We start from the raw sequence: 25,035 nt of genomic DNA, 5'->3' as shown, positions 1-25,035 counted from the left end.
CTTCCGAGGTGACGCGGCCCGTCGGCTTCGAGCCGCCGTCGCTCGCCGAGACCATCGAGCCGATGCTCCGAGAGCGCGAGCCCAACCTCCTGCGACTCTACCTGAACCCGCACGTCGCCCAGGTGTGCTTCTGCCTCGACCGCTACGTCCGGTCGACCTGGCCGATCGACGAGGAGACCCAGACTTTCCTCGCGAACGGCCTCGACGAAGCCCTCGGCGGCGCGATCAAGCTCGTCCGCTACAACCGCCCCCCCATGACCCGACGGCCCGGCGGCCTGATCGTCGACCCGGAGGAGCGACTCGCCGGCTTCGTCGACGAGGAACTGCCCGACGGCGACCGGGTGGAGTTCCTGCCGGGCATCCGATCGGTCCGCGGCGCGGACGCCTCGGAACTGCTGGAGGCGTGCGAAGTCGGCGGGGGACTTGAGCTGCTCGTGCTGGTCGCGGCCGAAGGCAGACAGCTCGACGCGCAGGCGGAGGCGGTCCGCGAGATCGTCCGCCGGCACTCCCCGTCGGTGATCGCCTGCGTGGACCAGCACGGCCTGGACGCGCTCCGAGCCGGGTCAGGCGGCCTGCTGGGGGAGATCGTCCCCGACGTCGTCGTCTTCGACGAGTCCTTCGCCGGCCGCGCGGTCCCTTTCGGGGCGTTCACGGCCCGGCGATCGCTCTTCGCCCCGTGGAATCGGCCCGGCAAGAGCACGTTCCACTCGACGACCTTCCAGCCCAACACCATCTCGACCCGCCACTTCATGAACTGCCTCGCGAGCCGGGACCCGGACTTCCTCGTCCGGCACTCGGAGGAGCTGCGGGCGATCCGCGACGACCTCGCGCGCCGAGGCGAGGCGTTCGGGCGGCTGTACAACCCCTCGCTGCTCCGGCTCATCCGCGCCGCCGGCTGCGAGACCAAGGAAATCCGGGCGGACGGCGGCTTCGTGTCGATCGAGGGCCGCTCCGTCTACGACGTGGTCGGAGGCGTCGCGTGCAGCGTGCGCGGCCACAACCCGCCCGCCTACCTCGACGAACTCGCGGCCCTGCCGTCGGGCGAGGATGCGGAAACCGAGCTCCGAGAACGTCTGCGGACCCTGACCGGGCTCGGGGAATTCGTCCCCGCGGCCAGCGGCGCCGGCGCCGTCGAGAACGCCCTCAAGCTGGCCCTGCTCGCCCAGCATCCGAGGCGTCACGTCCTGGCCCTCAAGGCCGGCTTCGGCGGCAAGACCCTCCTCTCGCTGACGGGCACCGCCAATCCGTCCTACAAGGAGCGTATCGGCCCACTCTACTCCGACGTCCACTACGTCGATCCCTTCGCCCCCGACGCCTGGGAGCGCATCGAGTCGCTGCTCAGAGAGCACGAGATCGCCGTCGTCCAGCTCGAACTGATACAGTCGGTCGGCGGCGTGCGGCCCATCCCCGACGAGTTGGTCAGGAAGCTCGACCAGGCCCGTCGAAGTCGGGGCTATCTCTTGCTGGTGGACGAGGTGCAGACGGGCATGTTCCGGACGGGGCCGTTCGTCCGGTCGCGCACGCTCGGCCTCACCCCCGACCTGCTGCTGCTGGGCAAGGGTACGTCGGACATGATGTTCCCGTCCGCCCTCACCCTGTACTCCGACGAAGTCGCCGCCCGGTTGGCGGCCCGGGGTTCGACCCTGGTCGACGTGATCCGCCGCCGTCAGGGCTACGACACGGGCCTGCGTACGATCCTGAACGTGCTGCGGCGGGCCGAGGCGATCGGCCTGGACCGACGCGTGGCCGAGGCGGGAGGGCGGCTCGCCCAGAGCCTGGCCGACGGCCTGGGACCCCGTGCGGGCGTGCGCGAGGTCAGGGCCTTCGGGCTCCTCGTGGGCATCGAACTCGACGCGCGGGGCGGGCTGCGTCGGAAGCTCCGACGCCGGCTATCGGCCTTCTACCTGCTCGCCATGCTCCGGCACCGTCGTTTCCCCGTCCTGGCGGGGTTCTGCCAGTACGAGCCCGAGACGCTCAAGATCACCCCCCCCCTGGAAGCCGACACCGAGGCGATCGACCAGGCTTGTCGGACCCTCGTCGAGGTCCTGCGCCGGCCTTTCCCCGCGGTGCTGCTCGCGGGCCTCGTGCGACTTCTCCTGTCGACCCCGATTCGAAGAAGGGATCCATGAGCACTCCAACGACCCAACCCTTGAGTGTGACGCGCGTCGACTTCGGCGGCCTGTACGCCAGGCACCTCGGCCGACACTCCCAGTTCGGGATCAACGTCGCGCACCTGATCGCCCTGTACGGCCTCTGGTTCGGCGTCTACGAGGCCGTTGCGCAGGGGGCACGACTCTCCGGATCGCGAGCGTGGTGGGCGCCCGTCGTGGGGATGGCCGCCGCCTACCTCGCCGCGGTCGCCGTGAACGCGAGCGCCCGGGCGACCCTGGCGACGGCCGCCTTCCTCGTCGTCTTCGTCGCGAGCGTCCTGGCCGTGCCCGAGCTGCCGGCCTGGTCGATCCCGCTGTTCCTGGCGATGGTTCCGCTGTTCTACAAGATCCAGTCGTGGAGCCATCGGATCTGGACCACGGCCGCCGACATGTCCGGGTTCAACCTGCGGTTCCCTCCGGGCCGGGAGCTGAACTTCATCCTGCTGATCTACGAGGTCCCGATCTGCCTCGAATACCTCTTCTTCCGCCGCGAGGATTGGCGGCGTTGACGAGCCGCCCCGACGGCCCCCTCGATCAGCGGGGGCCGTCGGGGCGTCGCGGGGCGAAGCTCACCGCTTGCGGCCCAGGGCGACGACGATGTTGTGCGAGTCCTTGACCGGGAAGGCGAGCCGGTCGATCAGCCATCGCTTCAGCGGGCCGGCCTTGTGCAGCCCCATCTCCTCGATCAGGGGCGTGAGCCAGCCGCCGCGATGGCCGAAGTCCATGAAGGCTTCGAAGTCTTCGAAGGCCAACTCCGGTTCGAAGGTCTCGCCGCGACGGACCTCGATGCCGTGGGCGTCCATCGTCGCCTCGACTTCACGGAGGTCGGCCGGGTTCAGGACCCTGTCGTCCATCCTGCGGTCGCCGGCCCCGGCGAGGCGGCGCAGGAGTCCAGAATTCCCCTTGGACTGGAGGGCCGCGTACGCCGCTTTGGTCCCGCCGATGAGCGACCAGTAGCCCCCCGGCTTCAGCCGGCGCGCGATCTGAGGTGCGAGCACGCGCATGCTCACGAACCCCGTAACGAAGTGGGTGCAGATGCAGTCGAACTGGATGCCCGGGAAGTGGGCGTCGAGGTCGGAGGCGTCGCCGGCCACCGCGACCAGGTCGGGGAGCCTTCGGCGCGCGACCTCCAGCATGTTCTCGGCCAGGTCGACCCCGTAAGGGGCGATCCTCCCGGAAGCCTGCGCGGCGAACTTGCCGAGGAAGAGCCCCGTCCCCATCCCGATGTCCAGGATGCGGAGTTCGACGCCGGGGTCGAGGAGCCCCTCCTGCCGCAGCTGCAGGATGCCGCGGTCCAGGGACCTCCCGATGATCCCCTGGGGGTCGAGGTCGTAATACGTCGCCACGACATCGTTGTAAGCGTGGTGTACGGTCGCCGTGCTCATGATGCCGAGCCGTCCTTCGGGGATACCGGGGTGAATGGGACATTGGTGAGCGGCCGATTGGTCGGTCAACGGTCCGGCCCCCCGAGGCCGTTCCGCGCGGGGAGCCGAGACTCGACGAGATCGAGGTTCGGCGAGTCCGACCGCCGCGAAACGCCTGCCGCCTCGGCGGCCTCGGGAGGATCCTCGATCTCGGTCGGGGGCCAGGTCTCGAGCCGGACCTCGCCCTCCTGGATGGAGATGAAGGGGCATGGCGGGGCCTCGGTCCAGGTCCCGGAGTTGGCGTAAAGGACTCCGTCCACCCGCTCGACGGACGGCAGGTGGGTATGGCCGCAGACGACCTGATCGAAGCCCTTGGACGCCGCGTAGGCGACGGCCCCGTCGCGTATCACCACGCTGCTGCGCTGGAATTGCTTGGACAGGCGCCGGATGTAGCGGGCCGTGTGGTGAGGCGCCCAACGCTGGATGTAATAGAAGAGGCGGCACGCAAGCTCGGTGAGCAGGCCGTAATTGCTGACGAACCGATCGAACTGGTCACCGTGCAGGATGAGGGTTCGGAGCCATGGATTCTCGAAGTGATATTCGTCGAGCACCTCGACGCCCACGATATGGCCGACCACCTCGGCCGGCCCGTCATGATTGCCTCGCACCCAGATCAGGCGGAAATCGTCGCGGTCGGAGTGGCGTCGGATCACCTTGAGGCAGGAGAAGTGCCGCTTGGAGAGTCGGTTGAAATTCAGGTCGTCGAAGATGTCGCCGTTGATGACCAGTTCATGCGCGTTCTCGGACGCCCACTCCAGGAACTCTTCCAGGAGGCCGGCCTGGCAGACTTCGCTGCCCAGGTGCAGGTCGCTGATGATGAGGCAGTCGTAACGCCTGGAGCGAGGGGTTCGGTCGCGCTCGAGATTTCGCGGCATGATGATCCCCCGAGGCGACCGAACGTCGGTCATGTGTGGAGACTGCGCGGCCGGTCGTGAGCGGATCCCGTCCCCCCGGGCCGATCGGTCGGACGGCCCGCGCGGCCGCGGCCCCCGCGCAAGCCGCCTGAGCCCCGCACTCGGCGCTCACGAGCGGAGTATGACCAACGCCCGCGCCCGCTGCCAACACCGCTGAGCAAACCTCACGAAAAGCACACGGCCCTTTCCATTGCTCACCATTCGGCCGACATATTACGCCCGAACGAGCCTCGTCCCACGCCGAAGGTCGGGACGCCTCAGGGCGACTCGTGCGGTTTTGAGGTGCTCGAAGCCGCCGGAGCGAGGGCGGCCTCGAGGAGTTCGCGGAGGGAAGGCGGGGGGTTCCGGGCTTCGGCGCCGATTCGTGGTTCGCGGCCCCGCCGCGGGTTACTCGTACCCCACCGAAGTCCCCAGGTGTTGCGAGGACTCCCGGCCGAACATCTCCCGCAGGACGTCGAGGCGCAGCCCGGCGATGGCGTCGGCGTCGAGGCCCTGGATCGACCGCCACGCCCTCGGGACGTGCGGGTAGGTGTCGTCGCTGAGCACGAGGGGCACCTGCTCGATACGGGGCCGCGGGAGGCCGAGCCACCGGGCGATGGCGGCGAATGCGGCGAGCTTTTCGGACTCCGGCTTCACGGACCAGAAGAAGGACATCCGCAGATCCCAGTCCGGGACTTGGGCGACGGGCACGCCGTCGTGGGGGAAGACGACGCCCTCCTCCTCGTCCAGCTCGTCATAACGAAGGTCGCACTTGACGATCTCGACGGCGTGCCCGACCGCCGCATCCGAGACCCGGAGGACCAGAAACGGGTCGTCGGCGAGGCGGGCGAGGAAGCTGCGGACGACCTCGACGAGTTCGGCCTCCGACACGAAGGCCAGGTCGTTCGGAGTGCCGTCGGTGTCCATGACGTCCTCCTCAGACCTCGGAAGCCAGGCAGCCCTGGGCTTTTCATCCGGTCAGTAGCAAGCCATGCCCAGTCAGCCGGCGACGGTGTCGCACGAGACGCCAGGTCGGACCCCGACCCTCAGGGCGCGTTTCGCGAGATCCTAGCCGACGATGTCGTCGATCTCCACCAGCGGCCGCCACGACGAGACGAGCGAACCGAAAGGATACTGCGGGTTCCTCGCGAGGAACTTAATCGCCGTTTGGAGGTGCCGAGGCGCGTAGTTGTGCACGCCCCGGACGGTCATACAGCCTCGGAGGATTCGCTCCGGGTCGACCGCCAGCGAGCGGGTCGGGAAGACGGAGCCGACCAGGGCCAGCGTCCCGCCGGTTCAGATGAGCGGTAGGGCCGCCTCGATCGCGTCGGGCGAGCCTGAAAAGTCGAGTGCGACGTCGACGCCTCGGCCCTCGGTCGCCTGCGTCACGACCTCGGCCAACCGGGAAGGCGACGCCGATCTCGTGGCGCCGAACTCGGCGGCCGACGCGAGCCGCTCCTCGTTCGGGTCGCATGCGATCACGTCGCTCGCGCCGAGCACGCGAGTCCACGCCGCGGCCGTCACTCCCAGCATGCCGGTCCCGATGACCAGCACCTTGCGGCCTTCGAGCGGACCGGCCGCCTCGATGGCGGCGGCGACCGTGGCCGTCGCGCAGCTCGCCGGGCAGGCGGTCGCGTCGGAGAGCCCGTCGGGGACTCGGAATATCGCCGTCCCCGGGACGAGCAAGCAATGGTCGGCCAGTCCCCCGGAGAGTTCGCGGCCTGGACTCATCGGTTCGTGACCGTATTTGAACCCGCGCTCGCACTTCTGCGGCAGGCCGCGTCGGCAGGAAATGCAGCCTCCGCAGCTGGCCACGATCGCCCAGGTGACGCGATCGCCCGATGCCAGGGTGAGGCCGGCGGCGTCGAGCCGGCCGGCGTCGGGCCCGAAATCGAGGATCCGACCGATGATCTCGTGGCCGAGGACGGAGGGAGTCGGCACGGATCGTCGGCCGTGAATGCTGTGCAGGTCGCTCCCGCAGAGCGTGCAGGCGACGACCTCGACGAGCACCTCGCCGCCCGCGGGTCGGTGCAGCGGCCGAATCGCGATGTCGAACGGCCGCCCCACGCCCTGAAAGACAGCCGCAGTCGCGTTCATGCTCCGACCTCCGACGTCGGGGGCGGGGCCGACCGGGTCGCGAAATAGGCCCAGGCGGCGACGAGGCTGAGCGACGTCAGGATGCCCATGCACCACCAGGCGTCCAGGAAGAAGCGGAGCGGGTCGCCCTCCACCGGCAGCCAGCCCCCGACCAGCACGAGCGAGGCATAGGCGAGGTAGCCCGCGGCATCCGCGACATACATCAAGAAACCGAGGTTGCCCCGCTCGCGCGTCATCGCGATCAGGCGTTCGAACAACGTCGTATGGATCGCGACGTAGGGCAAGTACAGGCCGAGGCCCAGCATCACCATGAAGGAGAACGGGCCGATCCACCCCCGCTGAAGGCCGAGCAGGGAGCCGACGAAAAGGGCGCCCCCGGCCAGTCCGACTTCGATCGACGCGAAGAAGGCGCGGCGACTGTCGACGATGAGGACGCTCATCCCGTTGGCGATCAGCACGCCGAGCGCGACGAGAATCTCGGCGCTCGAAAACGTCGCGGGCGCGGCGGGCGAACCGAGGGCTTTCCAGATCTCCGGGGCGAAGTCGGCCCTCATCCCTCGGGCGATCGTCACCAGCAAGTAGGCCGAGACGATCGCCGCGATCCCTCCGAAATGCCGCCGCAGCATCGCGGCCCGATCGGCCCTGGTCATGGGCGTGCGTTCGCCTCGGCGTTCCTGGTCGTCGAGGTCGGGAAGCGGGACCCTCGAAAGCATCCAGGTGAACACGCAGGCCGGGCCCAGGAACAGGAGACCCGACCCCGCCGGCATCCAACGCTCCGAGACCCCCTGGCACAGCAGCCATGAGCCGGCCGACTTGCAGACGCCGTCGGCCAGGATGAAGCTGGCGCGGAGCCCGGCCGTCAGGGCTTCGGTATGGCGACGGCCTTCCAGGAACCCCAGGATCAGGCCGAAAACCATTCCCAACGCAAGGCCGTTGGCGAACAGGCAAGCGACGTGCAGCGGCGACGGAGCGAAGCCGAAGAGGACCAGCGAGGCCTCGGCCGACGCCATCAGCGCGACGATCGCGAGCGGCCGACCCCGGGGGCTCATCTCGGCTATCGCGCGAATGCCCAGGAACTTCGCGAGCGTGTAGCCGAAAACCTGCGCGACGACCAGCACGCTCTTTTCGGCGACTCCCCAGACCGTCGAGTCGGCGAAGGTTGAGGCCGTCCAGGGCTTCCTCAGGGCATAGGTGCAGAAGTAGGCCCCGAAAGCGGCGACGACCGCCCAGGCCGACACCGCCAGGCGGGAGCGGTCCGGCGGAAATCGAGGCGAGGGTCGACGGAAGGCCTGATCCAGGCAAAAAACCTCGGGGACGCCCGCGGCGAACTATCCCAATCGCACCCATTCTTGGATTAACACGCCGGCGTGAAGATGGAGATGTAGGGCGACGGGAATGAACGACTCGCGCGTCTCGGTGGTGGACGAGATCCTCCGACTCTTCAAGGGACGCGGAGATTCGGCCTATGGCCGCGAGGCGGCGTCGCAACGAGAGCACGCCCTCCAGGCGGCCCACCTCGCCCGCGAGGCGGGATCGCCCCCGACGCTGGTCGTCGCGACGTTGCTGCACGACGTCGGGCACATGCTTCACGACCTGCCGGACGACGCGCCCGACCACGGGGTCGACGACCGGCACGAGGAACTCGCCGCCCGATTCGGGCCCGACGTGGCCAAACCGGCCCGGCTTCACGTCCAGGCGAAGCGATTCCTGTGCGCGGACGAGCCGGGGTATCTCGATCGCCTCAGCGAACCGTCCAGGATCAGCATGAGATTGCAGGGCGGCCCGATGTCGCCTGAGGAGGCGGAACGGTTCCGGTCCTCCCCCCACGCCGCCGCCGCCCTGGTCCTTCGGCGGTGCGACGACTCGGCCAAGTCGCCCGGACTCGTCGTCCCTGGGGTCGAGGATTACATTCCGTGGATCGAGCGAGCCCTGATCCGATCATGAGCGATCCACTCGGCGTTGGGATCGTCGGGGCGGGGATCGTGGGGCTGTCGCACGCCTACGCGGCGGCCCACGCGGACATCGCGTGACCGTCTTCGAGCGAAGCTCCGCCGCCTCGGCCGCCTCGATCCGGAACTTCGGGATGGTCTGGCCGATCGGCCAGCCCGCCGGCGAGGCCCATGCGATCGCCATGCGGAGTCGGGGGATTTGGCTCGATATCGCGAATGGGGCCGGGATCTGGGCCAACCCGTGCGGATCCATCAATCTGGCGAACCGCGACGATGAATGGGACGTGCTGCGCGAGTTCGCCGATGTCGCCCCGAGCCTCGGCTACGACTGTCGTCTGCTGACGCCCGGCGAAATCGCCGAGCTCACCGACTTCGCCAACCCGACCGGACTGATCGGGGGCCTGCATAGCCCGTGCGAGCTGTGCGTGAATCCGCGGAAGGCCATCCGTGACCTGCCTCGGTGGCTCGCGAGCCGATTCGGCGTCCGGTTCGAGTTCGGCAGTGCCATCACAGGGGTCGGGTCGGGGTGGGCCGTCGCGTCGGACGGGAGCCGTCGGGAGTTCGACCGCATCGTCGTCTGCGGGGGCGCCGATTTCAAAACGCTCTTCCCCGACCTGTGCGCGTCGTCAGGCCTCCGACGTTGCAAGCTCCAGATGCTGAAGGTCGGCCCTCCCGCGTCGGGAAGGCTCGGCCCACACCTGGCGAGCGGGCTGACGCTCCGGCACTACGGCAATTTCGCCGCATGCTCCGGCCTCCCCGGGCTCCGCGACCGCATCGCGGCCGAGACCCCGGAACTGGACGAGTTCGGCATCCACGTGATGGTCTCGCAGAACGATGAAGGCGACCTGATCCTCGGCGATTCTCACGAATACGACTCGGCCGTCGAGCCTTTCGACAAGGCGGTCATCGACGACCTGATCCTGCGCGAGCTGCGCCGGGTGATCCGCCTGCCGAGTTGGAACGTGACGGAGCGTTGGCATGGAATCTACGCCAAGCATCCGACCCGATCGAGCTACGTCGCCGAGCCGATGCCGGGCGTCTCGATCCGCTCGGGCGTGGGAGGGGCCGGCATGACGATGGCGTTCGGCCTGGCGGATCGCACCTGGGAGGAATGGTCATGAGCCTTCGGATCGGGGCTGTCGTTCTCGACTGGGCCGGGACGACCGTCGATCACGGCAGCCGGGCCCCCCCGCGCGTCTTCATCGAGATCTTTCGGCGGAGCGGCGTCCCGATCGACGAGGCCGAGGCTCGCGGCCCGATGGGCATGGCCAAGCGCGACCACATCGCCTCGATCCTCTCCCATCCTCGCGTGTCGGCCGCCTGGCGGGCGAAGCACGGCGCGGCCCCCGACCACGCCGACGTCGATCGCCTCTACGATGACTTCCTGCCGCTCCAGCTCGCATGCCTGGCGAGCCACGCCGACGTGATCCCCGGCGTCCCCTAGTTCGTCGCGGAATGCCGCCGCAGGGGGCTGAAAATCGGTGGAACGACCGGCTACACCCGCACCCTGATGAACGTCGTGGAGCCGATCGCCCGCGACAACGGCTATCGCCCCGACACATCGATATGCGCGGACGACGTACCCCAAGGACGTCCCGCGCCCTGGATGCTCTTCCGCGCCGCCGAGCAACTGGGCGTTTACCCCCTGTCCCGCGTCGTGGCCGTCGATGACACGCCCCTAGGCGTCGAGGCCGGACGCAACGAAGGGGCCTGGGTCGTCGGGGTCGCCCGGACGGGGAACGGGCTCGGGCTCTCTCGCGAAGAACTCGACCGGGTCGCCCCCGGCGACCTGGCCGAGCGCCTCGCATCCGTCTCGGCCGACCTCAAGAAGGCCGGAGCCCACTTCCATCATCGAGAGCGTCGCCGACCTCCTGCCCGCGCTCGACCAGATCGACGAGCGGCTGGCTGAAGGGATGCGTCCCTCCTCCTAGCCCGAGGCTCCGACAAGCGGGCGTCGCCGCGAATCCCGTGCGAGGTTTGGACGTTCCACGCACTCGCCGCCGTCGTCAGATCTCCGGGACTCTGGTCGGCCTCGCCGACGCGCTCGGCGTCGCCGAGCGGCCCACGGCCACTTCACCCAGCTCGTGGCCGCCAACCCGCCGGCCGACCGGACGATGGCCTTCGCCCCGGTCGCAAAGAGAGCACCCGTCGTGCGTCTTCGACGACCTGAGGGACATCAATCGGGCCGATCCAGAACTCCTCGCGGAGGCAGCTCACGGCGATGACGCAGCGCGTTGACACGGGACGGCATTGCCATCCATGCCAGCCGACATCGCCCCTTGTTCGTCCCGCGGGCTCGGTGCGCCGCAGCGAGGCCCTAGGGGCCGGACGCCGATCATCGAGGAGTGGCATCGCAAGGGGCGAATCGCGGCCGTCAGCGCCGTGCCCCTCATCCCGGCGCGGCGTCGTCCCGACCTCGACTTCCGTCTGCTGCCGGACGATACGAACGCTGGCGAAGCGTCCTGCTCGCCTCGCCCCGGAGCGGGTCGTTCCTGAGGCCGGTCATGCCCTGTTCAGCCACGGCACGCGGCGGATCCGTCGTGATGCGCAGGCGTGCCGGCGCGGGACCTCGCCCCCAGGCGGGGCGACGAAGGCGGGTGCGCGCCATCGCCGTGCGCGGGCGAACGGCGGACGTCCCTCCAACGCGGATCTTGACAAACGGGCGAGGCAGGGGAACGCTGGTCCTAATCGCCCCTCCGTCGGAAGTCCTTCCCGGGAAGGCTCCCGATCCCCCCGTGCGAATTCCTCCTCCTCGCGAGCCGGCACATGAACGCGATCCTGCCGTGCCTTCGATCGAGACTCGTCGTCGCGATGCTGCTCCTCGGAGTCGCTCGACAGGCCGGGGCGAGCCCGCCCGACATGGGGCCGGATCCCGAGCCCGCGCAGGACTCCGCGGCGGTTACGGCCGCAGGGCTGGAGTACTTCGAGAAGCAGGTGCGGCCGCTCCTGATCGAGCGCTGCTATGAGTGTCACTCCTCGGGTGCGAAGGCGCCCAAGGGCGGCCTGAGCCTCGATGACCCCGAGGGGTGGGTGAAGGGGGGCGACAGCGGGCCGGCCGTCGTCCCGGGCTCGCCGGACGAGAGCCTGCTCATCGACGCGGTCCGATACGGATCGCTCGAGATGCCGCCGCGTGGGAAGCTCCCCGCGCACGAGATCGCCGCACTCGAACGCTGGGTCGGCATGGGGGCACCCGCCCCGCCCTCGGAGAACACCCGTCCTCGACCCGCGCCCGCGACGTCTCCGGCCGAGGCCGCTCGCTCGCACTGGGCGTTCCGGCCGATCGCCGACGCCCCCGCGCCGTCGGTGAAGGACGCCGGCTGGCCGCGCTCCGACGTCGACCGATTCATCCTCGCGAAGCTCGAATCGGAGGGGCTCACTCCGGTCGGTGACGCCGACGGGGCGACCTTGCTGAGGCGGGTCCACTTCGACCTGGTCGGCCTCCCGCCCACCTCGGACGAGATCGCGTCGTTCCTCTCGGACGAGGTGCCCGACGCGCTGGAGAAGGTCGTCGATGCGCTCCTGGCCCGCCCGGAGTTCGGCCAGCGCTGGGGCCGGCACTGGCTCGACGTGGCCCGCTACGCCGACTCCAACGGCTCTTGCGAGAACTTCACCTTCTACGACGCCTGGCGCTATCGCAACTACGTGATCGATGCGTATAACGCCGACAAGCCCTTCGATCGGTTCATCGCGGAGCAACTGGCCGGCGATCTCCTCCCCGCGCGCGACCAGCGGGAGCGGGACGCGAACCTCGTGGCCACCGGATTTCTCGTCGTCGGCCCCAAGGGCATCGGCGCGACCGACAAGGAACAGCTCGCCGTCGATGTGATCGACGAGCAGCTCGACACGATCGGGAAGGCCTTCCTCGGCCTGAGCGTAGGTTGCGCCCGCTGCCACGACCACAAGTTCGACCCGATCTCAACTCAAGACTACTACGGCCTCGCCGGCATCCTCGCCAGCACCGAGACGACCCGCGGCGAACTGCTCAACCGCAAGGACCTCACCGGCTGGAACCTGCACCCTCTCGGTGCGGACGGACAGGAGGCGTACGAGGCCTTCCAGGCGTTCGAGAAGAGTGTCGGCGGCCTCCAGAAGGAGCAAGCGGAGCTGAAGGCCAAGCTCGAGTCGCTGAAGGGGGGCGCGACGCCGACACCGGATGCCAAGTCCGAGATGGAGAAAGCCGAAGAGCGCCTCGCCGCCGTGAAGGAGCAGCTCGGGAAGGTGCAGGCGGAGCCCGTGAAGCGCCCGCCGATGGCGATGTCGGTGAATGACCACAAGAAGCCCGGCCCGGTGGCGATCTGCATCAGGGGCGATGCGCACAACCGCGGCGCGGAGGTCCCGCGCGGATTCATCGCCGTCGTCGAGCCCCCCGCGCCGACGATCGGACCCGAGGTCAGCGGCCGGGTGGAGCTGGCGGAGTGGCTCGCCAGTCCTCGGAACCCCCTCACCGCCCGCGTGGCGGTGAACCGGATCTGGCAACACGTATTCGGCCGAGGTCTCGTGGGCTCGCCCGACGACTTCGGCACGCGCGGCGAGCGTCCCTCGCATTCCGAGCTGCTCGACCACCTGGCCCTGCGGTTCATGCGACAGGGCTGGTCGGTCAAGGGCCTTGTCCGCAGCCTCGTGCTCAGCCGGACGTACCGCCAAAGCTCCGCGTTCGACCGGACCTGCTCTGAGCGCGATCCGGAGAACCGGTGGCACTGGCGAGCGAACCGCCGGCGGCTCGACATGGAGGCCCTCAGGGACGGCCTGCTGGCCGCAAGCGGCCGGCTCGACCCGTCCCCGACCGACTCGGTCGTCGCGAAGCTGAACCTCCAGGCCACGGGGGTCGGCGTGGGGCCGAATCCTCCCTTCCACAGCGTGCGTCGGACCGTCTACCTTCCGGTCATCCGCAACGACCTGCCGCCCCTGTTCCAGCTCTTCGACTTCGGCGACGCCCTCTCGGTGAACGGTCGTCGGAGCGCCACGAACGTGGCCCCCCAGGCGCTCTTCATGATGAACAGCCCGCTGGTCCTTGAGGCCGCGAAGGAGACGACCGAAACGGTCCTCGCCGGCTGCGACGCCGCCGACGACCTTCAGACGCTCGATCGCCTCTATGTCCGCATCCTCGGACGTCCGCCGCGTCGCGACGAGATCGCGCCGTCGCTGGCGCTGGTCCGCGAGCGGCTGGACGAGATCCGGGACGAGAGGCCGGCGGCCTCGGCGGCGGCGGACGCTTCGGAGCGAAATCAGGCGTGGGCCGCGCTGGCCCACGCGCTGTTCTGTTCGACGAGTTATCAGTACGTCGATTGAGGAGGCTCGGATGTCGCGGCCGCAACCGCTCGGGATCTCGCGTCGGGCGCTCCTCCAGAACGCCGCCTGCGGATTCGGCTATCTCGCTTTCGCCGGCCTCGCCGCTCAGGCCGCCGAGGCCGAGGCGAAGGCGAACCCGCTCGCCCCCAGGCCGCCGCAACTGCCGGCGCGGGCCAAGCGGGTCATATTCATGTTCATGCACGGCGGGCCGAGCCAGGTCGACACGTTCGACTACAAGCCCACCCTCGCGAAGTATTCGGGCGAGCCGGCCCCCTGGGTCAAGCGGCCGGCCCGGCTCCGCCCGACCCCCTGGCGGTTCGCTCAGCACGGCGAGTGCGGCCGGTGGGTCTCGGCGCTCTTCCCGAACGTCGCCCGGCATGCGGACGATCTCTGCGTCATCAACAGCATGCACACCGAGGGCCGCTCCCACGGCGAGGCCACGCTGCGGCTCCACACGGGCACCGCCAGCTTCGTCCGGCCGTCGCTCGGGTCGTGGGTGACCTACGGCCTGGGGACCGAGAACGGCAACCTGCCGGGCTTCGTCACGGTCGCCCCGCCGCGCGGGCACGGCGGCGTGCAGAACTACTCCAGCGCCTTCCTGCCGGCGATCTACCAGGGGACGGCGATCGGCACGGCCGACGTCCCCGTGAATGGGGCGACGATCCCCTTCCTCGCCGGCGCCGAGGAGCCCCGGGCGCGGCAGCGGCGGCAGCTGGACCTGATCCAGCAGCTGAACCGGTCGCACCTCGAGCGGTCGGAGGGGGACGCCCAGATCGAGGGCATGGTGCAGTCGTACGAGCTCGCCTTCCGCATGCAGTCGGCGGCGCCGGGCGTGCTCGACCTGGCCGGGGAGACGGAGGCGACGCGGCGGCTGTACGGCATCGGCACGCCGGAGACCGACGACTTCGGCCGCCAGTGCCTCCTGGCCCGCCGGTTCGCCGAGGCCGGGGTCCGCTTCGTCCAGATCTCCACCGGCTACCTCTGGGACCAGCACGACAAGCTGGTGAGCGGCCATGAGAAGATCGCCCGGGCGGTCGACCTGCCGATCGCCGGGCTGCTCGCCGACCTGAAGGCCCGGGGCCTGCTGGACGACACGCTGGTCTTCTGGGGCGCCGAGTTCGGGCGGACGCCTTACACCGAGGGGGTGGACGGCCGCGACCACAACCCCGAAGGATACTCGGTCTGGCTCGCGGGGGGCGGCGTGAAGGGGGGGATCGCGCACGGCCAGACCGACGAGTTCGGATTCGCGGCGGTCGAGGACAAGGTCCACTACCACGACCTGCACGCCACCATCCTGCACCTGCTCGGCCTGGACCACGAGCGGCTGACCTACCGCTACTCCGGCCGCGACTTCCGCCTGACCGACGTCTCCGGCCGGGTGGTCCGGGAGATCCTCGCCTGACGGACGATCTGAGTCGCCGGCGGCGGGCGTCACGCCGGCCGCCTTGAGGCGGCTCCCGAGGTTCCGAACGCCGACGGCCGAACGGCCCAAAGCCGGGCGGGAGATCGCGTCCACTTCAGTTCGCCGGCCGGACGCGGACCGGCCGCCGCAAGGGGGGACGCCCGCCGATCCGGCACAGCAAGGTGTTGCGGGTCATCTGGTTCGTCCCGACGACGGGCTGCCGCGGGGCGGATGCACGAGACCTACAAGCGGAGGAACGGAGTCGATCCGGCCTTCGCGAAGGCCAAGCAGCTGCGACGCTTCGCCGCGAGGCATGAGAAGCTGAAAGAGGTCGACCTTGGCGTCGCCCGCCTGGTCTTCGGATTCATCCACGTCCGAAAGCTCGCCGAATCCGACAACACGGTTAGGCACCGCCGAAGCGCGTCGATCCTTTCGTTCTCCTGGAGAGACGGCCATTCTCAGTAGCTGGCGCTGGTCTTCGAGCGCGTCCGCACGGCGACATCGTTCAGTCTGATCCGCTTTGATGTTCTACACTTGCGGCGAATTGATCCTGTTTGCGTTTGCGGGATTTCAACCCGTTTGGGTGCGATACGAGGGGGTTTTTGCGGGGGTTTAGGACCCAGTAAAGGATCCAGGTCCAGCGGACCCATGGACGGCCTTCTCGCCGTCCGTCCACCGCCCCGACACCCCCCCCTCCATGCGTGTCCTTATCGCCGGAGACCGTGCCTCGTGCGACCCCGAGCTGGTCGAGTTGGTCCTGGGCCGGCTGATCGCCAGGCACGGCGAGCGGTTCACGATCGTCCAACGGCGGGGCCACCGGGATCGACCGGACGGTACGCCGAAGCGTGCGGCGACCTAGTCACCGGGCAGGAGTGACCTGCTCCCCGAAAAAATGAACCACCTGAACTGATAGAATCCGCCCCAGTGCCCTCGCCCCCAGAATCGCGTCCCGCTCGCCCTCTGCTTCTTTCGATTCCATGACCGCCATGATTCTATGCACGCCCGCTACTCCATGAAATGCCCGGACACGTGGTCTGGGATGGCGCTCGCTCCCGATGTCGAGCTGCGCCGCCTCGTGCCTGCTGACTGCGGATGTTTTCGACAGGTCGTGGGAACTCCCGGGACGAGAAGCGCCCCTTTCGCCTCGGGCTCCGGCCGGGGCCGCGGCGGCCCCGCCCCCAAATCATCGACCAATGCAGCGCCGGGACCGGCCGTTCAGGTCCACGGCCCGGACGGCCCCGAGGGCTAAAGGGGAGGCCCCCCCGGCCGCGGCGAGGCCGCGGCCGGGGGGACGTCGGTCATCAGCTCCTGGGGCGGATGCGAATATTCCCGTGGGCGACGCAGGCGGCCGCCAAGGCCGCGATCGCCAGCAGGAACACGGCCCCGCTACCCGTCGTCGAGCCGACGACGGCGGCGACGAGGAGACAGCCGTTGAGGTATGCCACGGTCAGCTTGTTCCTGGCGTTCAAGGGCGACCGCCTCCCGGCGTGGCGGAAGACGACGTCCGCAGCTCGGCGATCAGCGGGCTCGCCTCGACGACCGAGAGGGCCTTCGTCCAAGCGCGGTCCCGCCGGTGGGTGGTGGATCAGGTGAAGCCGAGCGTCCTGCCGATCCCGGCGATGCGGCTCTCGGCCGCGGGGCCTCGCCACCTCCTGGCGCCCGCCTCCGTCGAAGACGACGGCCTGGGCGAGGCGTTGCAGGTCGTCTGGGAGGTCGAGCCGGGGGCCAAAGGTCATCGAGAAGGTGGCCCTCCCCGAGGCGACCGGTCTCGACGAGCCCGAGAAGCTCGACGCCCTGCGCCGGGCGGCCGCGTCGACGGCGCAATCGATCGGATGGATCGGACGACGGTCGTAGGGCGGCAGTGCGGGCCGAGGCGGCCCTATGGCGGGGGCATCCCGCCTCCTCCCCGTGCAACGCCCCCGCGGCCCTCGATCGGGCGGGCGGGTGCTTAGGGCGGGCCGTCGGACGTCAGCAATCGACGGAGGGCGGCGACGGTCTCGGGCGAGGGCTTGAAGTTGCCGGGCCGGTGGCCCTCCGCGATCGAGAGCGGCGTCCAACCGTGCCTGTTCCTCCGGTTCCAGACGTCGACCCGCGCCCCTCGCTCGGCCAGCAGAGCGACGACCTTCGGGAAGTTTTTGTACGCCGCGCCGTGCATCGCCGTCTCGCCGTCCTCGTCGACCGCGTTCACGTCGTTGCCCCATCCCAGGGCCAGTTGGACGGCTTCGAGGGCCTCGTCCTCGGTCCCCGCCTCCTCGCCGGGTGCCAGGCAGCCGAGACCGGCCGCGGCCATCAGGGGCGTGCTGCCTCGGGCGTTCGGGAGCCGGGGGTCCGCGCCGAGCCCGACCAGCGCCTTCATGAGCGGGACGTCGGCCGTCATCGATGCCAGCAGGAACGGCGTGGCCCCGGCCCGGCCGAGGAGGTTGGGCCCCGAGGCGCCCTCCGCGAGCCGCGCGTCGACGTCCGCGCCGCGCCTCGCCAGCTCCTCGACGAACTGGAGGCTGGCCAAGCCGCCCGAGCCCATCGGGGCCGGGTCGCCGCTCTCGTCGTCGCCGCGGTTGGGCTTGCGGACCCAGGTCAGCGTGTGGAGCGGCGTGAAGCCGGATCGCCGGTCGTTCGGGTCGGCTCCGGCGTCCAACAGGGCGACGGCCAGCTCGAAGTGGCCGTTCTCGACGGCCAGGATCAGAGGCGTGGTCCCGCGGGCGGGGGCCCTCGGCGAGGCCCGCTCCGGCCGCATGGCCTCGCGGACGTCCGCCCCCGCCCCGAGCAGCACCCGGACGACTTCGATCCGGCCCTCGCGCGCGGCGAAGGCCAGGGGCGTGAAGCCCGAGGGGAGGGGCCTGCGGAAGTCGGCCCCGGCCGCGATCAGGACCTCGACGACCTCGGCGTGCCCCTCGGCCGCCGCCCACATCAGGGCCGTCTGGCCGCGTCGCTCCCGCGCGTCGACGCGGGCCCCGCGGGCGACCAGGGCCCTCACGGGGCCGGGCCGCCCGGTGCGCGCGGCCGTCATCAGGGCCGTCTCGCCGCCGAGCAGCGTCGCGTTCGGGTCGGCCCCGGCGTTCAGCAGCAGCGCGACCATCGCCTCGTCGCCGTTCGTGCAGGCCAGCGACAGCGCGGTGACGCCGTACCGGTTGGCGGCCCCGACGTCGGCCCCCGCGCCCAGGAGGAGCCTCGCCACGTCCAGATCGTCGCGATGGGCCGCCCAGTGCAGGGCCGTCATCCCGTCCGCCTGGGGCCGGTCGACGTCATCGCCTCGCTCGACCAGTTCGCGCACGGCTGCCCCGTCCCCCCGCTCGGCCGCGTCGGCCGCGGGGGAGTCGGAGCCGGACGTCGCCGGGGCGGCGGCCAAGATGAGGGCCAGGCCCCACGCGCCGAATCGTGCCGGACCCATCGCCATGGACTCCTTTGGGGTGCAACTCGTCGTCGGTCATGTCCCGGGGCCTACATGGAGAGCGGCTCGAACAGCTCGTCGAGCTGGCCCCGGCTGTCGGCGAATGAATCGAGGCGGACGCCCACCTTGTCGAGCAGCGTCAGGTGGAGGTTGGCCAGCGGCGTCGGCTCGGCGTACCGGATGTGCCGCCCGCCCTTCATCCGGCCGGCGGCCCCCCCGGCCACCAGGATCGGTAGGTTCGTGTGATCGTGGACGTTCGGATCGCCCATGCCGCTGCCGTAGAGGTAGAGCGAGTGGTCCAGCAGCGAGCCGCCCGCCTCCGGGACGGCCGCCAGCTTGGCGAGGAACTCGGCGAACAGCGAGACGTGGAACGTGTTGATCTTCGCCATCCGGGCGACCTTGGCCGGGTCGTTGCCGTGGTGCGTCAGCGGGTGGTGCGGGTCGGGGACGCCGATCTCCGGGTAGGTCCGGGCGCTGGTCTCGCGGGCGAGCTGGAAGGTGATGACGCGGGTGACGTCCCCCCGGAGCGCCAACACCTGGAGGTCGAACATCAGACGGGCGTGCTCGGCGTAGTCGGCCGGCACTCCGACGGGCCGGTCGAGGTCCGGCAGGGCGTCGTCCTTCGTGGCGGCCTCGGCCCGCTGGATGCGGCGTTCCACCTCGCGGACCGACTCCAGATACTGGTCGACCCGGGCGCGGTCGGCCGGCCCGAGCCGATTCCGGAGGCGGGCGACCTCCTCGACGACCGAGTCGAGCAGGCTGGCCCGCCGCCTGAGCGCGGCGCGGCGGTCGGCTGCGGTGCCCCCCTCGCCGAAGAGCCGTTCGAAGACGAGGCGGGGGTGGGCCTCCGACGGCAGCGGCGTCGTCGGCGACGACCACGACAGGTTGTTCTGATAAACGCAGGCGTAGCCATTGTCGCACTGTCCGACGGTCGCCATCAGGTCCATCGACAGCTCCAGCGAGGGGAGCTGGGTCGCCCGGCCGATCTCGCGGGCGGCGATCTGGTCGGCCGTCGTGCCGAGGTGGTAGTCGGTGCTCTCGGTCAGCTTGGCGCGGGCCGCGCTGAGGAAGCCGCTGTTGGAGGTCGCGTGCGTGCCGGGGTAGGAGTTGCGCAGCTCCAGGTTCGTGATCGCGGTCACGTGCCGCTTCACCGGCTCCAGCGGGCTGAGGATGGGCGACAGCTCGTGAAGCGCGTCCGCCCCCGGCGGGGTCCACCGGCCGATGTCGCAGCCCATCGGCATGTAGACGAACCCCAGCCGCCGCAAGCGCGCCGGGTCTGCCGCCGTCGCGCCCAGGGCGGTCAGCGGTGGGATCATGGCGTCCAGCAGCGGCAGGGCTAGTGCCGTGCCCACGCCCCGGAGGAACGTTCGACGCGGCAAGGCCTTCTTCGAGACGATCATTCGGCTCTCCTCATCCGGAACGGCGTGCTTGTCGCGATCCCCTCGATCAGGGCCGAGAGCCGATAGTCCCGCGAGCGAGCGTCGCGGACGACCTTGCGGACGGCCGGGGCGTCGGCGGGCCCGACGACCCGACCGAGGGCGAACGTCAAGAGCTTCTCGGTCAACGCGCCGACGAACACCTCGGGCCGCCTCAGCAGGGCCCGTTCGAGGCCGGCGACGCCTTCGAACTCGCTCCCGTCCGGAAGACCTCCGGCCGCGTCGACGGGGCGGCCGTCCTCGGCGGAACGCCACCGCCCGACCGCGTCGTAATTCTCCAGCGCGAAGCCGGGAGGATCCATCAGCTTGTGGCAGCCCGCGCAGGCGGCGTCGGCCCGATGCTCGGCCAGCCTTTCGCGGACCGACAGCGACGCCGAGATGGACCGGTCTTTCAACGCCGGCACGTCGGGCGGGGGGGGCGGCGGGGGCGTTCCCAGGAGGTTCTCGAGGATCCACTTGCCGCGAATTACGGGCGAGGTTCGGGTCGCATAGGACGTGACCGTCAGGACGCTTCCCTGACGCAAAAGGCCGCCCCGCGCCCTGTCGCCGTCGAGTTCGACGCGGCGGGGGCGGCTGCCGTAGACGTGCGGGACGCCATAGTGCTTCGCCAGGCGCTCGTCGAGGTAGGTGTGGCCCGGCCGCAGCAGGTCGAGCACGCTGCGGTCCTCGCGGACGACCTCCTCGCAGAGCAGCTCCGTCTCGCAGCGGAACGCCTGCCGGAGGTTGTCGTCGAAGTCGGGGAACAGGCGCAAGTCGGGGGTGATCGACTCCAGGTTGCGCAGGTGCAGCCATTGGCCCGCGAAGTTGGTCACCAGGCTGCGTGACCGCGGGTCGGCCAGCATGCGGCGGACCTGCGCCTCGACGACTCCGGGCCGACCCAGTTCTCCGCGTTCGGCGAGCTCGAGCAGCTCGTCGTCCGGGATGCTGCTCCAGAGGAAGAACGAGAGGCGGGACGCGAGCTCGACGTCGGGGACGCGGTAGGCCGAGCCGGGCGCGACGCCGGACGGGTCGGTCTCGATCCGGAACAGGAACCCGGGATTGACCAGTATCGCGCCCAGGGCCGCCTCGATCCCTGCGTCGAAGCCCCCGTCGGCGCGGGCGGCCCGGTACATCTCCATCGGCTTTCGCAGGTCGGACTCGATCATCGGGCGCCGGTAGGCCCGCCGCACGAGCGAGGCGAGGATGCGCCGGGCGCAGTCGTCCTCATCCTCCGGGGCGTTCGGCCTGGCGACGAAGATCCGGCGGCGGCTGGGCGTGTCGCCGGGGCCTTCGGGGGCGTACGGCCCGGTGATCGAGACCTGGTAGACCGCCGGCGACAGCCGGGGGTGCCGGTGCATGTTGTAGCGCGCGTGGTACGGCTGACGCTTTGTCTCCTGCAGCGAGGACGGACGCTTCACGAACGTCACGCCGAGCCGGTGCGGGCCGGCCGTCGCCCGGATGCGCGCCTTCAGTCCCGCATCGGCCGTCTGGTGGTCCCCCTCCGACCGGGGGGGCGACACCGTGAAGCCGGCCAGCCGCTCGCGGTCCAAGAGGATCTCCAACTCGTGCGGATCGCTCAGCCCCTCGACGTGCTCGTTGCGGTCCCGAGCCAGGCGGATCTGGATCTCGTACTCGCCGTCCTGCGGGAACGTGTAGGGGATGAGCGCCCCGCCGCGGGTGCCCAGCGGCAGGCCCTCGACGTGCCCCTCCTGAGTGACGTCCGCCCGGATACGGATCGTCTCGCCCCCCAGCGTCCTCCCCGGCCCGCCGACGGCCGAGCGGCTGATCTTCTGGGCCGCGGTGATGTAGCGGTCCAGGAGGGTCGGCGAGAGGTCGCCCACGGTGATGTTGTCGAAACCCCGGCTGGACTCGTCGGCCGGCAGGAGGGCCTCGACGTCCACGTCGAGCGCCAGGAGGTCGCGGATGGCGTTGCCGTATTCCGTCCGCGTGAGCCGTCGGAGAGTCTCGGTCCGGCCGGGGTCCGGTCGCTCATGGGCCGCCCGGTCGAGGGCGCCCGCGAGCGTCGAAACGATCGCCTCGTAAGTCCGCCCCGAAGGGCGGACCGAGTCGGTCGGCGGCATCTGGCGTGCGGCCAGCCTGCGGATGACCTTCTCCCAGGCCTCCGGGTTTCGACCCAGGTCTTCGGCGGACAGCTCATCAAGCGCCAGGTCCGCGGCCCGGTCGTCGCGGTGGTGGCACTCGACGCAGAAGAGATCCACGAACCTCGCTACCGCGTCTCCGCCCTCCGCGACTTGCGGCGGCGGGACGTCCCCTTCCTGCCGGGTCGCACCCGGGCTCAGCAAGGAGGCGGCCGCGATCAGCGGCGGCACCCCGAGGAGGCATGCGAGTCCCCGTCGACGCATCAAGGTCGTGCTCCGGGTCGGGTCGCCGGCGCGGCCGGCGGGGAGGTCGTCGGACGTGCCGGGCCGGGGCGAGGCACCCTTCGATCGTAGCGGCCGGGGCGTCGGGAAGCCACGCCCGTCCCGCCGGATCGTCGGCGGTTCGCCGGGGGACGGCCCCGGCCGGGACGACGGCCTGGTCGATCGCCATGCTCCTCGCCGGCCTTGCGGGTTGGAGGGTTGCGAAGCCCTCGATCGCTCAGGACCCCCGCCTGCCGGCCGCCAACCCCGCCCCGAGCACGCCCGCGAGGAGCATGGCGATCGACGCCGGCTCGGGGACCGCCGTCGCCCTGATGTTGTCCACGCCGAGCTGCGCGGCGGTCGGCGGCCCGGGGAAGCCGGCCGCCGGGCTGTGGTAGAGCCGGACCACGGAGACGTCGCCGAGCGCGGCCTCGACGCTCCCCAACGCCGCGGTCAGGTCGTCCAGGCCGACTCGAAACGTCGCGGAGGTCCAGCCGCCGCCGGCCGCCAGGAACACCGCGTCGGTCGTGAAGGCGACGTCGGTGGGAGGCCCCGCCTCGACGTGTTCGAAGAGCAGGCGCAGCGAGAGGTCGGTGGAGCCTAAATTGATCAGGTCCATGGTGATCGCCGCGACGCCCGACGAGAGGTAGTCCCCCGTCCAGCGCGGGTCCAGGTTCAGCGCCACAAGCCTGCCGCCGGCTCCGGCCACCCCGAGCGACGTCAATCGCAGGTAGTTGTCGTCCAGGCCGCCCGGCCCCCCGGTCGTCACATTCGTCGGCAGGGCTTCGGCGGGCGGGCTCCCCATCCCGAGGAGGTTGATGAGCCAGCCCTGCGTCGTCCCGTCCTCGAAGTCGTCGATCTGGCCGACGACCGGGTCGGCCGAGGCGGGGGACGGGAGCAGCAGGCACGCGGCCGCGACGAGCGAACAGGCCAGGCGGTCAGGAGTTCGCATCGGTGCATCCCCGGGGTGGAGGAGGGAGTCGGAGAATCCCGCTGTCGAGCATTGGACGGGAGGGGACCGTCGTCGTCAAGACGGGCGCGGATGCGATGCATATTCTCGACGTCCGACCTCCCCCGGCCCGGCCAACGTCGCACCCACTCCCGCGTCCCGACCGCCCGCCGAGTCGCCGTCCTCCCTGCGTCGAAGGACTTCGACGAGGCCGCGAGGCGGCTCGTCCCGGATCGGGGTGCGTCCGGCCCTGCGGCTCGGCTCGTCGGCGTCCGGATCGACCCGGCGTAGCCGATCGCGCCGTCGGTCGGGCCCTTCGGCGGCGTCCCTCAGGTCCTGTCGGGTCGCTCGGGATCCTGAGCCGACCCGGCCGATCGAGGGCCTTGGCGGCCGCCTCCGACGGACCGAACAGGCCCGGGCCGGGCTCGGCGGGTTTCGTAGCTGCACCGGCCTCGTTTCCTGTCCTTGCATCCCGAAATCGTGAACGATGGAAGGTGCGACGCATCCATGACGGCGACTTCGTAGCACAGGCGGTGGATCGGGCCATGGGCTGGGAGCGGCGCGGCAACGTCTTCTGCTACTACCACCCCCGCCGCGTGGTCGGCCGGGTGGTGAAGGACCATCACGGCTCGGGGCCCCCCGCCCGGCTGGCGGCCGACCTGGTCGCCGAGGCCCGCGACCGCCGCGCCGACCGCGTCCGGGCCCGCGAGGCCGAACGTGCACGGGCGGACGAGCTGAACGATGCGACGGCCGAGCTGGACGCCATCTGCGACCTGGCGCGCGAGGCCGCGCGGGCGGCCGGGGGAGGCGCGATGCAAGGAAGCGAGGCCGAGGAGCCGCAGGCCGTTCCGGCCGTCGAGGCCGAAGAACTCCGCGGCCTGATGACGGACGCACGCCGCAGGGACGACGAGGCCTTGGCCAGGCTGCGGGCGGCGCTCGACCGCCGGCCCGAGGTGCGGCGGAAGCTTGGCGACCTGGCCGCGCACGTCGAGAGGACCTGGATCGCCGAGCTCGCCGGGCCGCACGCGGCGCTGGCGGAGGTGTTCGCGCGCAAGGCGGCCGACCTGAGGCGCGAGCTGGGCGGGCCCTATCAGACGATCCCGTATGCCGGCCACTCGTGGCGACCGGAGTGCGACCCGACCCGCCAGCCGCAAGAGTACCTTCGCGACGGCACGGCCAAAGCGTTGACGCTGTTCCATCCGGCCGACGGGCGCGTCCGCCTGGAGGGAGTGACGGCCTGCCCCAACGCGGTGTTGCACCCCTGGCTCAAGCGCGAGCTGGTCGAGGTCCTGGTCGCCATGCCTGACCCGCCGGGCGGCGTGCGACCTGGGAGCGGTGGCAGGACGACCTCTCGATCAAGCCGACCTTGCTCGCCGAATTACCGCCGCTGCGGATGCTGCTGGTGCTGGACAACCTGGCCGGCCTCAAGACGCTGGAATTCGTAAGCCGGCTGTTCGCGAACGGATCATGCCGCTGGACACGCCGGTCGGCGGCTCGTGGCTGAACATGGCCGAGCGCCTCCAGCGGATCCTCAAGCGCAGGGCGTTGGAGGGCCAGTACCCGACCGACACGGCCCAGATCATCGCCTGGAACGAAGCGACCGAACGGCATCGGGACGCCTCGCCCACGACTTTCGGATGGGGCGGCAAGCGGGCGGCCCGCCGACGGCGGCATCGCGAGCGTCGCCATCGCCACGGCGGCTCGGGGGCCTGCTCGTGC

Annotated in this window: 19 protein-coding genes and 1 pseudogene; 10 read left to right on the top strand and 10 right to left on the bottom strand. The window is 70.6% G+C overall.

Features of this window, described 5'->3' with window-relative positions:
• The first annotated feature begins 8 nt into the window (after positions 1 to 8).
• Positions 9 to 2,129 carry an aminotransferase class III-fold pyridoxal phosphate-dependent enzyme gene (locus G6O68_RS29680; RefSeq protein ID WP_165253020.1) on the top strand — a complete coding sequence of 707 codons (2,121 nt, stop codon included), beginning with the start codon at positions 9 to 11 and terminating at the stop codon, positions 2,127 to 2,129.
• Positions 2,126 to 2,659: a hypothetical protein gene (locus tag G6O68_RS29675; RefSeq protein WP_165253018.1), complete on the top strand. Its 534-nt coding sequence runs from the start codon at positions 2,126 to 2,128 to the stop codon at positions 2,657 to 2,659. The genes G6O68_RS29680 and G6O68_RS29675 overlap by 4 nt, the downstream gene beginning before the upstream one ends.
• A gap of 60 nt (positions 2,660 to 2,719) precedes the next feature.
• On the opposite strand, the gene G6O68_RS29670 is transcribed toward G6O68_RS29675, so the two are convergent.
• From G6O68_RS29670 to G6O68_RS29650, 5 genes are all read right to left on the bottom strand, one after another.
• Positions 2,720 to 3,535, bottom strand: coding sequence for a class I SAM-dependent methyltransferase (locus tag G6O68_RS29670; protein ID WP_165253016.1), 816 nt, complete (start codon positions 3,533 to 3,535; stop codon positions 2,720 to 2,722).
• Positions 3,536 to 3,600: 65 nt separating this feature from the next.
• On the bottom strand, positions 3,601 to 4,449 hold the full coding sequence (locus tag G6O68_RS29665) for a UDP-2,3-diacylglucosamine diphosphatase (protein ID WP_165253014.1): 849 nt from the start codon (positions 4,447 to 4,449) through the stop codon (positions 3,601 to 3,603).
• Positions 4,450 to 4,875: 426 nt separating this feature from the next.
• A complete protein-coding gene (locus G6O68_RS29660; RefSeq protein ID WP_165253012.1) occupies positions 4,876 to 5,394 on the bottom strand; it encodes a hypothetical protein in 519 nt (172 codons plus the stop codon).
• Positions 5,395 to 5,763: 369 nt separating this feature from the next.
• On the bottom strand, positions 5,764 to 6,564 hold the full coding sequence (locus G6O68_RS29655) for an alcohol dehydrogenase catalytic domain-containing protein (protein ID WP_165253010.1): 801 nt from the start codon (positions 6,562 to 6,564) through the stop codon (positions 5,764 to 5,766).
• On the bottom strand, positions 6,561 to 7,802 hold the full coding sequence (locus G6O68_RS29650; protein ID WP_240911564.1) for a DUF5690 family protein: 1,242 nt from the start codon (positions 7,800 to 7,802) through the stop codon (positions 6,561 to 6,563). The genes G6O68_RS29655 and G6O68_RS29650 overlap by 4 nt, the downstream gene beginning before the upstream one ends.
• A 157-nt stretch (positions 7,803 to 7,959) precedes the next feature.
• On the opposite strand from G6O68_RS29650, the gene G6O68_RS29645 reads away from it, so the two are divergent.
• The 6 genes from G6O68_RS29645 (at position 7,960) to G6O68_RS29625 (ending at position 15,204) form a co-directional block, all read left to right on the top strand.
• Positions 7,960 to 8,508, top strand: coding sequence for an HD domain-containing protein (locus G6O68_RS29645; RefSeq protein ID WP_165253008.1), 549 nt, complete (start codon positions 7,960 to 7,962; stop codon positions 8,506 to 8,508).
• Positions 8,509 to 8,590: 82 nt separating this feature from the next.
• The gene (locus tag G6O68_RS29640) at positions 8,591 to 9,634 is read left to right on the top strand and encodes a TIGR03364 family FAD-dependent oxidoreductase (RefSeq protein ID WP_240911563.1); all 1,044 of its coding nucleotides are present in this window, start codon (positions 8,591 to 8,593) and stop codon (positions 9,632 to 9,634) included.
• On the top strand, positions 9,631 to 9,957 hold the full coding sequence (locus G6O68_RS33115) for a hypothetical protein (protein ID WP_240911562.1): 327 nt from the start codon (positions 9,631 to 9,633) through the stop codon (positions 9,955 to 9,957). The genes G6O68_RS29640 and G6O68_RS33115 overlap by 4 nt, the downstream gene beginning before the upstream one ends.
• A gap of 27 nt (positions 9,958 to 9,984) precedes the next feature.
• Positions 9,985 to 10,422, top strand: coding sequence for an HAD-IA family hydrolase (locus G6O68_RS33110; RefSeq protein ID WP_390625406.1), 438 nt, complete (start codon positions 9,985 to 9,987; stop codon positions 10,420 to 10,422).
• An 857-nt stretch (positions 10,423 to 11,279) separates the two neighbouring features.
• Positions 11,280 to 13,802 (top strand): PSD1 and planctomycete cytochrome C domain-containing protein, encoded by a 2,523-nt coding sequence (locus G6O68_RS29630; RefSeq protein ID WP_165253006.1) that lies wholly within the window; start codon positions 11,280 to 11,282, stop codon positions 13,800 to 13,802.
• A gap of 10 nt (positions 13,803 to 13,812) precedes the next feature.
• Positions 13,813 to 15,204, top strand: coding sequence for a DUF1501 domain-containing protein (locus G6O68_RS29625; RefSeq protein ID WP_165253004.1), 1,392 nt, complete (start codon positions 13,813 to 13,815; stop codon positions 15,202 to 15,204).
• A gap of 1,301 nt (positions 15,205 to 16,505) precedes the next feature.
• Here G6O68_RS29625 and G6O68_RS29615 read toward each other — a convergent pair.
• The 5 genes from G6O68_RS29615 to G6O68_RS29595 all read right to left on the bottom strand — a co-directional run bounded on the left by G6O68_RS29615 (position 16,506) and on the right by G6O68_RS29595 (position 23,319).
• The gene (locus tag G6O68_RS29615) at positions 16,506 to 16,673 is read right to left on the bottom strand and encodes a hypothetical protein (RefSeq protein WP_165253000.1); all 168 of its coding nucleotides are present in this window, start codon (positions 16,671 to 16,673) and stop codon (positions 16,506 to 16,508) included.
• A gap of 479 nt (positions 16,674 to 17,152) precedes the next feature.
• Positions 17,153 to 18,592 (bottom strand): ankyrin repeat domain-containing protein, encoded by a 1,440-nt coding sequence (locus G6O68_RS29610; protein WP_165252998.1) that lies wholly within the window; start codon positions 18,590 to 18,592, stop codon positions 17,153 to 17,155.
• A gap of 50 nt (positions 18,593 to 18,642) precedes the next feature.
• Positions 18,643 to 19,992: a DUF1552 domain-containing protein gene (locus tag G6O68_RS29605; protein ID WP_165252996.1), complete on the bottom strand. Its 1,350-nt coding sequence runs from the start codon at positions 19,990 to 19,992 to the stop codon at positions 18,643 to 18,645.
• A complete protein-coding gene (locus tag G6O68_RS29600) occupies positions 19,989 to 22,370 on the bottom strand; it encodes a DUF1592 domain-containing protein (protein WP_165252993.1) in 2,382 nt (793 codons plus the stop codon). The genes G6O68_RS29605 and G6O68_RS29600 overlap by 4 nt, the downstream gene beginning before the upstream one ends.
• A gap of 235 nt (positions 22,371 to 22,605) precedes the next feature.
• Entirely contained in the window at positions 22,606 to 23,319 is a 714-nt protein-coding gene (locus G6O68_RS29595) for a PEP-CTERM sorting domain-containing protein (protein WP_165252991.1), read from the bottom strand.
• A 491-nt stretch (positions 23,320 to 23,810) separates the two neighbouring features.
• On the opposite strand from G6O68_RS29595, the gene G6O68_RS32545 reads away from it, so the two are divergent.
• Together G6O68_RS32545 and G6O68_RS32540 are read left to right on the top strand one after the other, a co-directional pair.
• Entirely contained in the window at positions 23,811 to 24,761 is a 951-nt protein-coding gene (locus G6O68_RS32545; protein ID WP_206108255.1) for a hypothetical protein, read from the top strand.
• A 22-nt stretch (positions 24,762 to 24,783) separates the two neighbouring features.
• Positions 24,784 to 25,035, top strand: a pseudogene (locus G6O68_RS32540) (transposase); the annotation flags it as partial.

Origin of the sequence: Paludisphaera soli (genome assembly GCF_011064595.1) — a bacterium.
Taxonomy (GTDB): Bacteria; Planctomycetota; Planctomycetia; order Isosphaerales; family Isosphaeraceae; genus Paludisphaera; species Paludisphaera soli.
The sequence above is the reverse complement of the archived record's forward strand: the minus strand, read 5'-3'. Positions and strand labels throughout refer to the sequence as shown.